General features: G+C 62.8%; 8 protein-coding genes. 6 read left to right on the top strand and 2 right to left on the bottom strand.

The annotated features are described in order from the left end of the window. Positions 1-46: 46 nt before the first annotated feature. The 5 genes from QMX89_RS14715 (at position 47) to QMX89_RS14695 (ending at position 5,177) form a co-directional block, all read left to right on the top strand. Complete coding sequence (locus QMX89_RS14715; protein WP_282348755.1) at positions 47-1,117, top strand: DUF2333 family protein; 1,071 nt, start codon at positions 47-49, stop codon at positions 1,115-1,117. 4 nt (positions 1,118-1,121) lie between these two features. Next, positions 1,122-1,664 carry an NUDIX hydrolase gene (locus QMX89_RS14710; protein WP_049861968.1) on the top strand — a complete coding sequence of 181 codons (543 nt, stop codon included), beginning with the start codon at positions 1,122-1,124 and terminating at the stop codon, positions 1,662-1,664. A gap of 207 nt (positions 1,665-1,871) precedes the next feature. Then, on the top strand, positions 1,872-2,243 hold the full coding sequence (locus QMX89_RS14705) for a translation initiation factor Sui1 (protein WP_049862097.1): 372 nt from the start codon (positions 1,872-1,874) through the stop codon (positions 2,241-2,243). Positions 2,244-2,375: 132 nt separating this feature from the next. Further along, positions 2,376-4,289: an arginine decarboxylase gene (gene speA / locus QMX89_RS14700; RefSeq protein ID WP_049861967.1), complete on the top strand. Its 1,914-nt coding sequence runs from the start codon at positions 2,376-2,378 to the stop codon at positions 4,287-4,289. Between the two features lie 3 nt (positions 4,290-4,292). Beyond that, entirely contained in the window at positions 4,293-5,177 is an 885-nt protein-coding gene (locus QMX89_RS14695) for an alpha/beta hydrolase (protein WP_282348753.1), read from the top strand. Positions 5,178-5,406: 229 nt separating this feature from the next. Here the strand turns inward: QMX89_RS14695 and QMX89_RS14690 are convergent, their stop codons facing one another. Both QMX89_RS14690 and QMX89_RS14685 read right to left on the bottom strand, forming a co-directional pair. Beyond that, positions 5,407-5,829: a hypothetical protein gene (locus QMX89_RS14690; protein WP_282348752.1), complete on the bottom strand. Its 423-nt coding sequence runs from the start codon at positions 5,827-5,829 to the stop codon at positions 5,407-5,409. Between the two features lie 370 nt (positions 5,830-6,199). Continuing rightward, on the bottom strand, positions 6,200-7,537 hold the full coding sequence (locus tag QMX89_RS14685; protein ID WP_282348751.1) for an MATE family efflux transporter: 1,338 nt from the start codon (positions 7,535-7,537) through the stop codon (positions 6,200-6,202). A 144-nt stretch (positions 7,538-7,681) separates the two neighbouring features. Between QMX89_RS14685 and QMX89_RS14680 the strand changes: the two genes are divergently transcribed. After that, positions 7,682-12,583 (top strand): alpha-2-macroglobulin, encoded by a 4,902-nt coding sequence (locus QMX89_RS14680; protein ID WP_282348749.1) that lies wholly within the window; start codon positions 7,682-7,684, stop codon positions 12,581-12,583. The last annotated feature ends 35 nt before the right edge of the window (positions 12,584-12,618 follow it).

The raw sequence follows: 12,618 nt of genomic DNA, 5'->3' as shown, positions 1-12,618 counted from the left end.
GACGAGGTCAGAACCCATGAATTCCGCGATAGAAAGGACATAAGCCATGCTGGACTGGAAGAATCGTGCGGGCACAGGCGATGCGCGCGAGCGTGCCGACACCAGTGGCAGAACACGCAGCTCTGTGAAGAGCCTGTTGCTGAGCAAAGCGCTACTGGGCGCATTGGCTGTCTATCTAGTCGTGACCCTGTTGCTGGGTTGGTACTGGAGTGAAGAGCCCGAACTGTTCCCGGTGCAGCAGAACGCACAGGCCGCAGCGCAGCGTGACGGACGTCAGATAGTAGTGGGCTATACCACGGTGGAAACCCTCAAGACCGTGGCCTCCACATTGCTGAACAAGCCCGGTGGCTACATTTCCAACGACCGTTTTCCACCCGGCCTGTGGATGGACAACATGCCCAGCTGGGAATACGGCGTGCTGGTACAGGTGCGTGACCTGAGCCGCGCCCTGCGCAAGGACTTCGCCCGTTCGCAGTCGCAGTCGGCCGAAGACGGTGATCTGGCGCGTGCCGAGCCACGTTTCAACTTCGACAACAAGAGCTGGGTGCTGCCCTCCAGCGAATCGGAGTTTCAGGAAGGCATCAACCTGCTGACGCGCTACCAGAATCGTCTGTCCGATCCAAGCCAGACCAACGCGCTGTTCTACACCCGCGCCGACAACCTGAACAACTGGCTGGGCGATGTCGGTACCCGTCTGGGTTCGCTGTCGCAACGACTGTCGGCCAGCGTTGGTCGCGTCAAACTGAACACGACCCTCAAGACCGAAAGCGTGATCGCTGGTCAGGCACCGCAGGTGGACGAGGAAATCGTCGAAACCCCGTGGATGCAGATCGATAACGTCTTCTACGAAGCCCGCGGTCAGGCCTGGGCGCTGTCGCACCTGCTGCGCGCCATCGAAGTCGATTTCGCCGACGTGCTGGCCAAGAAGAACGCAACCGTGAGCGTACGCCAGATCATCCGCGAGCTGGAAGCTTCCCAGGCACCGGTCTGGAGCCCGATGATTCTCAACGGCAGCGGTTTCGGCATGTGGGCCAACCACTCGCTGGTCATGGCCAACTACATCTCGCGGGCCAACGCTGCAGTGATCGACCTGCGCCAGCTGCTGTCGCAGGGCTGAGAACATGCCGATCTCGACCCAGGAGGTCGAACATCGCGCAGCGTCCGATGCCGAGTCGATTGCCTGGGTCGATGAGTCCGACCGCCTGTTGGGAACCCTGCCCAGAGCGGAGTTGCGTGACCGTGGGCTGATCGGGCGCGGGACCTATATCCTCTTGTTCAACAGCGAAGGCGAACTCTGTGTTCACCGGCGTACGCTGAGCAAGGCGATCTATCCAGGCTACTGGGACGTGGCTGCCGGTGGCATGGTGCAGGGCGATGAAACCTATGCCGAATCGGCCGCACGCGAGCTCGAAGAGGAACTGGGCGTGAGCGGTGTCGAGTTGACCGCTCACGAGCAGTTTTTCTTCGACCAGCCGGGCAACCGCGTGTGGTGCGCGGTGTTCTCGGCCGTCTGGGATGGACCGCTGGAGCTGCAACCCGAAGAGGTCCTCGAGGCGCGCTTCATGCCTGTGCAGCAGGCCCTCGACGAGAGCGCCACGGAACCGTATTGCCCCGACTCGGTGGCGGCGTTGCTGCGTTACCTGGCTTGCCGCGACAACGCCTGATAGCAGCCGTACCGCACCGAGCCCCGAGCGCGCCTGTTCCACGTAGGAGCGGTCACCGGCCGCGAAAAAACACCGCGCACTCCCTGACACCCCGCACTCTTCCATGAAATCCGCACAACCTCGGCAATTGCTTCCTTCAGGCCCTTAGCACACACCCCGTTTCCCGCTAAACTGCGCGGCCTGATCCACTTCACATGAGGCATGCCGGTGGCCAAGAAAGCCGCATCCTTCGCCGCCCTGGGCGGCCTGGTGTTCTCTACCGACAGCGGTCGGCATTGTCCCGACTGCCGTCAGCCCATCGACGCCTGTACCTGCAAGCAAGCGGCCGTGCCCGAAGGCGACGGCATCGCTCGCGTGCGGCGGGAAAGCAAAGGGCGTGGCGGCAAGACCGTGACCACCATCACCGGCGTGCCGCTGCCAGCCGATGCCCTCAAGGAATTGGCGACCACCCTCAAGCGCCGCTGCGGCACGGGTGGCGCGCTCAAAGAGGGTGTCATCGAGATTCAGGGCGATCACGTCGAGCTGCTGCTTGCCGAGCTGGTCAAGCAGGGCTTCAAGGCCCGCAAATCCGGTGGCTGAGCCACACGCCTTGTAAACTTGAGGTACTCGCCGGGGTCTACCCCTGCAGGCGCAGCAACCGTCATCTTTACCCTCTACACTGCGCAGGGCCTGACGGCCCGTGACAACCGACTTTTTTCATAGGGGACCTCGATGTCCGTACGACGCACACGCAAAGACGATGGCAGCCAATGGACCGTGGCCGACAGCCGCAGCGTTTATGGCATCCGCCACTGGGGCGCGGGCTATTTCGCCATCAACGAGGCCGGCCGTGTCGAGGTTCGTCCCAACGGCCCGGACAGCTCGCCGATCGATCTTTACGAACAGGTCGACCACCTGCGCAAGAGCGGCCTGTCGCTGCCGCTGCTGGTGCGCTTCCCCGACATCCTGCAAGACCGCGTGCGCCAGCTGACTGGGGCCTTCGATGCCAACATCGCCCGCCTGGAATACCAGAATCGCTACACCGCGCTGTATCCGATCAAGGTCAACCAGCAGGAAGCGGTGGTGGAAAACATCATCGCCACCCAGGACGTCTCGATCGGCCTGGAAGCCGGTTCCAAGCCCGAGCTGCTGGCCGTGCTGGCTCTGGCGCCGAAAGGCGGAACCATCGTCTGCAACGGCTACAAGGACCGCGAGTTCATTCGTCTGGCCCTGATCGGCCAGAAGCTGGGCCACAACGTCTTCATCGTCATCGAAAAAGAGTCCGAAGTGGCGCTGGTCATCGAGGAAGCGGCCGACCTCAAGGTCAAGCCACAGATCGGCCTGCGCGTGCGTCTGTCGTCCCTGGCTTCGAGCAAGTGGGCCGATACCGGCGGTGAAAAGTCCAAGTTCGGTCTGTCCGCTGCGCAACTGCTCTCGGTGGTCGAGCGCTTCCGCGAGGCCGGGGTCGATCAAGGCATTCGCCTGCTGCATTTCCACATGGGTTCGCAGATCGCCAACCTGGCGGACTACCAGCATGGCTTCAAGGAAGCGATCCGCTACTACGGCGAGCTGCGCGCGCTCGGCCTGCCGGTCGATCACATCGACGTGGGCGGCGGTCTGGGAGTCGACTACGACGGTACCCATTCGCGCAACGCCAGCTCGATCAACTACGACATGGACGACTACGCCGGTGTCGTGGTGGGCATGCTCAAGGAGTTCTGCGATGCCCAAGGCATGCCGCATCCGCACATCTTCTCGGAAAGCGGCCGCTCACTGACCGCGCACCATGCCATGCTGGTAGTGCAGGTCACCGACGTCGAACGTCACAACGACGAAGTCCCCGAGATCGTCGACAAGCAGAGCCTGCCCGAAACCCTGCAGTGGCTGGTCGACCTGCTCGGCCCGACCGATATCGAGATGGTCACCGAGAACTACTGGCGCGCCACGCACTACATCAGCGACATCGCTGCGCAGTACGCCGACGGCAAGGTGACCCTGGCGCAGAAGGCGCTGGCCGAACAGTGCTACTTCGCCGTGTGCCGTCGCCTCCACAACTCGCTCAAGGCCCGCCAGCGTTCCCATCGCCAGGTACTGGACGAGCTCAACGACAAGCTCGCCGATAAGTACATCTGCAACTTCTCGGTGTTCCAGAGCCTGCCCGATACCTGGGCCATCGGCCAGGTGCTGCCGATCCTGCCGCTGCATCGTCTCGACGAAGAACCGCTGCGTCGCGCCGTGCTGCAGGACCTGACCTGCGACTCCGACGGCAAGATCAAGCAGTACGTGGATGAGCAAAGCATCGAGACCAGCCTGCCGGTACACGCCGTCAACCAGGGTGAGGATTACCTGCTGGGCATCTTCCTGGTCGGCGCATACCAGGAAATCCTTGGCGACATGCACAACCTGTTCGGTGACACCGATTCGGTGAACATCTATCAGCGTCAGGATGGCAGCGTGTACAGCGCCGGTATCGAAACCCATGACACCATCGAAGACATGCTGCGCTATGTGCATCTGTCCCCCGAAGAGCTGATGACCCATTACCGCGACAAGGTCGCCAGTGCCAAGATCACTGCGCGCGAACGCACTCAGTACCTGGACGCCCTGCGCCTGGGCCTGACCCGTTCTTCGTACCTGTCCTCGTAACGCATGGGCCTGGCTGCCCGGTTGCTCGCCCTCGCTGCCCTGCTGGGGCTGCTGGGCGGCTGCTCCGGGTTGCGCAGCCTGGATGTCGTGACGCCGTCCAGTGGCTACCAGCTTACCCAAGGGGTAGCCTACGGCCTCGATCCGCGTCAGAAGCTGGACGTCTATCGTCCCACCCGACCACTGCCGGCTACGCCGGTGGTGGTTTTTTTCTATGGGGGGACCTGGAGCAGCGGCGAGCGAGGCGACTATCGTTTCGTCGCCCAGGCGCTGGCTGCTCGCGGCATTCTGGTGGTGGTCGCCGACTACCGTCTCTACCCGCAGGTGCGCTATCCCAGCTTTATCGAGGACGGCGCCGATGCCGTTGCCTGGACCTATCGAAACATCGATCGGTACGGTGGCGACGTTCGCCGTCTGTTCGTGATGGGCCACAGCTCCGGCGGCTATAACGCGGCCATGCTTGCCCTCGATCCGCAGTGGCTGCGTAAAGCCGGGGTCCCCTCCAATGCGCTGCGCGGCTGGATTGGCCTAGCCGGCCCCTATGATTTCCTGCCGATCGAGAATCCCGAAGCCAGGCCGGTATTCTTCTTCCCCGATTCACCGCCCCAATCGCAACCCATCAACCAGCCTCTGGCAGGCTCGCCTCCGGCGTTGCTCATCGCCGCGACCCATGACTCGACCGTGGACCCGGTACGCAACAGCGAAGGCCTGGCGCACCGACTGCGCGCCGCTGGCGTCCTGGTGCAGGAACGCTATTACCGCCGACTGGACCACCGCACCTTGGTTGCCTCATTCGCCTGGCCCCTGCGCTGGTTGGCACCCGTGCTGGATGACGTTGTGCGGTTCGTCGAGGCCAAGCCTGAAGCAGCGGAAGTCCGTTTGCGCGAATAGATCAATCTTGCCAGTCACCGCAGACACTATTCTTGGATTTTATTTAAGTAGGTGCTGAACGCACTGCGTGCAGAGGTCATCGAAGCAGGTGTTCGACGCGTTTCGGGGTGGGGGTGAAAGTGTACAGTTGCAATAGCTTTGGGAGCAGTATCCAGGCACTCTGCAAGTATCAAGATCCTTGTAGGAAAAAGCCCGCTTAATTGCAGGCCTTTTCTATGAGGTCAAAGGCTCACTGGTATTTATCTTCGATCTTGCGCTTTTCCAGTGTGTAGGTTTTCAAATCGATTTCATTGATGGTGAGTTTGGAATCAAGCTCGTTCATGTCGCGTTTCCTCAAGCTGGCAACATGCTCCTTGCTGGCATGATAGTTCAAAGTTTCGGCAGCGTCGTAGCCGCTGACCGGGTCCCATAGAATGGACGCTGGCCACAGAAGCAGGTTGACGACGCCCCAACCATAGGCGCGGCCATAAAACGACCCGCCGCCAGGCAATAGGCCAAGGCCGGCACCGAGGACGGGTTGTTTGACTTCCACGGCGAGGTTTTTGGCGCGGAGTATGGCAAGTTCGGATTGCTGGGCGGAGTTGAGTCCGCTCGCGCAGCCAGTGGTCAATACAATGAGCGTGGCGGCAAACAAACTGCGAAGTGTAGACATCCCTATTCCTTATTTACGGATTTCCAATCGATAGTGAAGTGGAAGGCGGCGTAGTCTATAGACGGGATATGGATATGTATCGCTTGTTAGCGTGATTTTAACTAATGGTTACATTTGGCTGGAGGCGGAGTCGTGATAGTGCAAAGAAGACCTTGTTACTTCTAGTAATGATCTCGCGAAGTTTTGCTGTGTTCTATACAGGTTGGATGTTGACTCTTCCTGTCACAAGAAAGTGCCCGCGTTAGCTAATAAGGTTTAGCTGATTGATTGTCAGTTTATCGTATTGAAATTCTTGCCGTAGGGATGTATGGGTGCTGTTCGAGGTATAGACGCTGTGAGCGAAGTGTGAAACCTCGTTTACACCCATCCATTACGACACCCACTCATCCCTGCGCTGCAACCGCCATGCAATCCACCCCAGCGTCACCGCCCGCAGCATCATGAACAGCAGGAAACTGATCCACAGGCCATGATTCCCGAACCCGGTGCTCCACCAGCCGATCGGCAACATCACCACCACACTGACCAGCATCGCATTGCGCATCTCCCGCGCCCGCGTTGCACCAATGAACAGGCCGTCCAACAGATAGCTCCCCACCGCAATCAGCGGCAGCACGGCCAGGTAGGGCAGGAACGGATAGGCCGCCTCACGGACAGTGGGAATATCGGTCTGCAAATTGACGAACACATGGCCACCGAGCAGAAACAGCACGGCAAACCCGCTGCTGGCGATCAGCGACCAGCCAAGGGACACCACCAGCGAACGGCGCAGCGTTTGCCGATCACGCGCACCGATGGCGTGCCCGCACAACGCTTCGACCGCATGGGCCAGGCCGTCCAGCGCATAGGCAGTGATGAGCAGGCCGTTGAGCAGCAGCGCATTGGCGGCCACGGTGGCGTCGCCCAAGCGTGCGCCCTGAATGGTGATCAGCAGAAATACCCCGGACAGCGCCAGGCTGCGCAGAAAGATATCGCGGTTGACGCCCAACAGCGGCTGCCAGTTGCGCCACGACTGCAGTGCTGTCCACACCATATGCCCCGGATAGGCGCGCAGGGAGGGACGGGTCAGGGCCAGACCGAGCAGGGCGCCAACCCATTCGGCAATCACTGACGCGCGCGCCGAGCCCAGGACGCCCCAGTCCAGGCCGAGCACGAACCACAGGTTCAGGGCGATGTTGACCACGTTGGTGGTCAACAGCAGTTGCAACGGCGCGCGGGCGTTCTGGGTACCAAGGAACCAGCCGATCAGGGCGTAGCTGGCCAGGGCCGCGGGCAGCCCCAACAGGCGCGTCTGGAAAAAGTCATGGGTGGCTTGCTCCAGTGCCGCGGACGGCGACATGAAGCTCAGGGCGAGGTGGCTGAAGGGCAGGGCCAGCATCGGCAGCAGCAGGGAAAACAGCAGCCCCAAGCTCAGGCCCTGCACGAGGATCTGGCGCAGCGCGTTACCGTCGCGGCGCCCGGCCGCCTGTGCGGCGAAACCGGTGGTGCCCATGCGCACGAAGCTCATCAGTGACACCATGAACGTAAACAGGCTGCCGCCCACGGCCACTGCGCCCAACTGGTGAGCGTGTGGCAGATGGCCGATCACGGCGCTGTCCACCAGCGTCACCAGCGGGACCGACAGGTTGGACAGAATCATCGGTGCAGCCAGGGCCCAGACGTTCTTGTGGGTGAGGCGATGGCGCCAGTCGGTCAGTAGGGTAGACATGCAAGCTCCGCGTTCGGGGCGGGGATTGTAGCCCACACCTGCAACACCACGGCACAGTTGTCTCAACCGGTAACCCTGCCTACGAAAACGTCAATATTGATATATATTCTCAGCCTTGCTTTTCACTGCCCCAGGTACCTCACATTGAACAAAGGACTGTTTCTGGCCTGCGCACTGGCCCTGCTCGGCGGGTGCGATTCATCGACCTCGGAAAAACCCGTCGAACCCGCGCCACCTGTCGCAGCAATGGCTGCGCCCAAACCTGCGGCCAGCGTCGATCTGCCTGCCCTGGCGAAGCGCTACGAAGGCCGTGAGCTGACCGTCGCCGATGCCTCGGAAATTCAGCTTGATGGCGCCAGCACCCTCTCGGTGACCTTCACCGCACCGCTGGATCCCAAGCAGAACTTCGCCGACAAGGTTCACCTGGTCGACAGCACCCGAGGCACACTGGACGGCGCCTGGGAACTGTCCGACAACCTGATGGAGCTGCGCTTCCGCCATCTGGAGCCCAAGCGCAAACTGGCGCTGACGGTCGATGCCGGCCTGCTCTCGGTGAACCAGGGCACCTTGGCCAGTGCGTACAGCAGTCGCCTGGAAACCCGGGACTTGCAGCCCACGGTGGGCTTCGCCAGCCGCGGCTCGCTGTTGCCCGCCCGACTGGCCGAAGGCTTGCCGGTGATTGCGCTGAACGTCGACAAGGTCGATGTCGAATTCTTCCGCATACGGCCCGAGCAACTGCCGGCCTTTCTCAGTCGCTGGGGCCGCTACAGCAGCCTGCAAAGCTATGAATCCCGCGAGCTGTTGCCCATGGCCGAACTGGTCTACGGCGGTCGCTTCAATCTCGATCCGGCGGCCAATACCCGCGAGACCCTGCTGCTGCCCATCGGCGGTATCAAGCCGCTGCAGCAACCAGGCGTCTACCTGGCGGTGATGCGTGCCTCGGGCACCTACGACTATGCCCAGCCGGCGACGCTGTTCACGCTGAGTGACATCGGTCTCTCCGTGCATCGCTACGCCGACCGCCTGGACGTCTTCACCCAAGCCCTGGAAGGCGGTCAGGCGCTGGCCGACGTCAGCCTGCAGTTGCTGGACGCTCAGGGCCGTGTCATCGGCGAGAGCAAGACCGACGCTGCAGGCCATACCGAAATGGCTTCTCCGGTCAAAGCCGAGGTGCTGCTGGCCCATCGCGGCGAGCAGACCAGCCTGCTGCGGCTGAATACTGCTGCCCTGGATCTGGCCGAGTTCGACATCGCCGGTCCCAAGGCACATCCGTTGCAGTTTTTCGTTTTCGGTCCGCGCGACCTGTACCGCCCTGGCGAAACCGTATTGCTCAACGCCTTGCTGCGCGACAACGACGGCCACCTGGTCAAGCCGCAACCGGTGAGCGTCGAGGTCCGCCGCCCGGACGACCAGCTCAGCCGCAAATTCGTCTGGCAACCGGACGATGCGGGCTTCTATCGCTATCAGCTGCCACTGGCGGGCGAAGCCCCAACCGGGCGCTGGCAACTGCTGTTCGACCTGGGCGACGGCAAGCCTCAGGCCTATGAATTCCAGGTGGAAGACTTCCTCCCCGAGCGCCTGGCGCTGGACCTCAAGAGCCAGGACACGCCTATCGCACCTGCCGATACGCTGGATGTCGACGTAACCGGCCGCTATCTGTACGGCGCTCCGGCCTCGGGCAATCGGCTCAGCGGCCAGTTGTACGTGCGTCCGCTGCGCGAGGCGGTGCCTGCGCTGCCGGGTTTCCAGTTCGGCTCTTTGACCGAAGGCGAACTCAGTCAGGATCTGGAGCTTGATGAAACCCCCCTCGATGCGCAGGGCAAGGCCAACCTCGCCATCGACAGCCGCTGGAGTGACGCCAAGTCGCCCCTGCAACTGATGCTGCAAGCCAGCCTGCAGGAGTCCGGTGGTCGTCCCATCACGCGCAGACTGGTGCAGCCGGTCTGGCCCGCTGAACGGCTGCCCGGCGTGCGCGGCATGTTCGACGGCGAGAACGTCGACGGTGACGGGCCGGCCGAGTTCGAGTTGCTGGTCGCCGATGCCCAAGGCCACAAGCTCGCGGCCGATGGGCTCAAGGTACGGCTGGTGCGCGAGCGCCGCGACTATTACTGGAATTACTCCGAGAGCGACGGCTGGAGCTACAACTACAACGAGAAATACCTGAACCTCAGCGAGGAGACTGTCTCGGTCGCCGAAGGCGGTACGACCAAGGTCAGTTTCCCCGTGGAATGGGGGCCCTATCGCGTCGAGGTCGAAGACCCCCAAACCGGCCTGGTCAGCAGCCTGCGTTTCTGGGCTGGCTACAGCTGGCAGGACAATACCGAGGGCGGCGCGGTACGCCCGGATCAGGTCAAGCTGGCGCTGGACAAGCCTCACTACGGCGATGGCGACACCGCCAGGGTGACGGTGACACCACCGGCCGCCGGCAACGGCTATCTGTTGGTGGAATCTGCAGAGGGCCCCTTGTTCTGGCAGGAAATCGACGTGCCCGCCGAGGGCAAGACCTTCGACATCAAGGTCGATCCGAAATGGGCCCGGCATGATCTCTACATCAGCGCGCTGGTGATTCGCCCTGGCGAACGCAAGGCCAACATCACCCCCAAGCGTGCGGTCGGCCTGCTGCACCTGCCGCTCGATCGTGCTGCGCGCAAGTTGGCGCTGACCCTCGACGCGCCCTCGACCATGCGTCCCCAGCAGCCGCTCACGGTCAAGGTGCAGGCACGCAACAGCGACGGCAGTATCCCGCGTCAGGCTCACGTGCTGCTGGCCGCGGTGGACGTGGGTATCCTCAATATCACCCAGTACGCCACGCCGGATCCTTTTGCCGCCTTGTTCGGTCGCAAGGGCTACGGTGCCGACCAGTTGGACGTCTATGGCCAACTGATCGAGGCGGGGCAGGGGCGGCTCGCCAGTCTGGCCTTCGGTGGCGATGCCGCCAACCTGGCCAAGGGCGGCAAGCGTCCACAGACCAGCGTCAACATCGTAGCCCTGCAAAGTGCACCGGTGACGTTGAACGAGCAGGGCGAAGGGCAACTGACCCTCGATATCCCCGACTTCAACGGCGAGCTGCGGGTGATGGCGCAAGCCTGGACCGAAGATCGCTTCGGCATGGCCGAAGCCAAGACCGTTGTCGCCGCGCCCCTGGTCGCAGAACTGTCTGCACCGCGCTTCCTTGCTGGCGGCGACCAGGCGCGCGTTGCACTCGACATCACCAACCTGACCGAACGATCACAGACCCTGACCGTGCAGTTGAACACCGAAGGCCCGTTGACCCTGCTGGACGCCCCCCGCAAGCAGCTGCAGTTGGCCAAGGGCGAGCGGCAGACGCTGTACGTGCCGGTGCAAGCCTCGGGCGGGTTGGGCCAGGGGCACATCAAAGTGCTGATCGAAGGCCTCGACCTGCCCGGTGAAACCTTGCCTCCCATCACTCGGGACTGGACCCTGGGCGTGCGTCCTGCCTATCCCGCCCTGGTCAGGCATCTGCGCAGCGTGCTCAAGGATCAACCCTGGACGCTGCCGGCCGGTGCCCTGTCACCCTTCGAACCCGCAGGACGAGAGGCGCTGCTGACTCTGTCGAGTCGGCCGCCGCTGAACATCGGCGAGCAGATCAAGGCGCTCAGGGCGTATCCCTACGGCTGCCTGGAGCAGACCGTCAGTGGCCTGTATCCGTCGCTGTACTCCGATGCCGCCAGCCTGAAGAAGCTGGGTGTGGAGAGCGATACGGATGCCGAGCGCAAACGCAAGATGGACATCGGCATCGAACGGCTGCTGGGCATGCAGCGCTACAACGGCAGCTTCGGGCTGTGGGGCGCGGATGGCGAGGAGGAGTACTGGCTGACGGCCTATGTGACCGACTTCCTGCTGCGCGCCCGCGATCAAGGCTATGCCGTACCCCCCGAGCCGTTGAAGAAGGCCAATGAGCGACTGCTGCGCTACCTTCAGGAGCGCGACCTGATCGAGGCCGACTACAGCGACAACCTGGAACACACCCGCTTCGCGGTTCAGGCGTATGCCGGTCTGGTGCTCGCGCGCAGCCAACAGGCGCCTTTGGGCGCGCTGCGCAGCCTGTTCGACCGGCGCAGCGATGCACGCTCTGGTTTGCCCCTGGTGCAGTTGGCGATCGCCCTGCAGAAGATGGGCGACCAGCCGCGCGCCGACCAGGCGCTGCAGGCCGGTCTGGCGGCCAGTCGCAGCGATGCTGACTGGCTCGGCGACTACGGTAGCCCGCTGCGCGACCAGGCCCTGGTACTCGCCTTGCTGCAGGAGAATGACCTGAGTAAAGCGACGCTCGAAGAGCGTCTGTTCACTCTTTCTGATCTGCTCGCCAGCAGCAGCTGGCTCTCCACCCAAGAGCGCAACGCCCTGTATCTGGCCGGTCGCACGGCACTGGCTTCGCCTCAGCAACCCTGGGCCGCCCAGCTGCAAAGTGCCGGCACCCGCCACGCGCTGACTGACGCCCAGCCGGCGCTGAAGCTGGCCGACGGCGCGCTGTCCGAGGCGCTCACCGTCACCAGCCAGACGCAACAGCCGCTGTATCAGCAGTTGACCTTGTCGGGCTATCCGGCACAGCCACCGGCGCCCTCTGCAGACAATCTGTCGATCCGTCGCCAATACCTGAGCCTGGACGGCGAGCCGCTCAAGCTCGACGCCCTCAAGAGCGGCGATCTGGTGCTGGTGCATCTGGTCGTGGGCGCCAAGCAGCGTGTAGCGGATGCATTGGTGGTGGATCTGCTGCCTGCCGGCCTGGAAATCGAGAATCAGAATCTGGCGCAAAGTGCCGCCAGCCTGGACGACGCCAGCAGCAACGTCAGGCAGTGGCGCGAATCGATGCAGAACGCCAGCCTGCAGCATCAGGAGTTTCGCGATGACCGCTACGTGGCGGCACTCAAACTCGATGGTTATGGCAGCACGCACCTGCTGTACCTGGCTCGTGCAGTGACCCCCGGTACCTACAAGGTCCCGCCGCCGCAGGTGGAGTCGATGTACCGGCCAGGCTGGCATGCGGTCGGCGCTACGCCAGCGGATCTTACGGTTCGGCCCAAGTAACCATGTGCAAGGGCAGCCGCTGGCTGCCTTTGCCA

Origin of the sequence: Pseudomonas sp. PS01301, from assembly GCF_029960215.1 — a bacterium.
GTDB lineage: Bacteria > Pseudomonadota > Gammaproteobacteria > Pseudomonadales > Pseudomonadaceae > Aquipseudomonas > Aquipseudomonas coleopterorum.
The sequence above is the reverse complement of the archived record's forward strand: the minus strand, read 5'-3'. Positions and strand labels throughout refer to the sequence as shown.

What these genes read in the sequence shown, in the direction of transcription:
- QMX89_RS14685 (WP_282348751.1), bottom strand. Translation starts at nt 7,537, where the DNA reads ATGTCTACCCTACTGACCGACTGGCGCCATCGCCTCACCCACAAGAAC.
- QMX89_RS14690 (WP_282348752.1), bottom strand. Translation starts at nt 5,829, where the DNA reads ATGTCTACACTTCGCAGTTTGTTTGCCGCCACGCTCATTGTATTGACC.
- QMX89_RS14710 (WP_049861968.1), top strand. Translation starts at nt 1,122, where the DNA reads ATGCCGATCTCGACCCAGGAGGTCGAACATCGCGCAGCGTCCGATGCC.
- QMX89_RS14695 (WP_282348753.1), top strand. Translation starts at nt 4,293, where the DNA reads ATGGGCCTGGCTGCCCGGTTGCTCGCCCTCGCTGCCCTGCTGGGGCTG.
- speA (WP_049861967.1), top strand. Translation starts at nt 2,376, where the DNA reads ATGTCCGTACGACGCACACGCAAAGACGATGGCAGCCAATGGACCGTG.
- QMX89_RS14715 (WP_282348755.1), top strand. Translation starts at nt 47, where the DNA reads ATGCTGGACTGGAAGAATCGTGCGGGCACAGGCGATGCGCGCGAGCGT.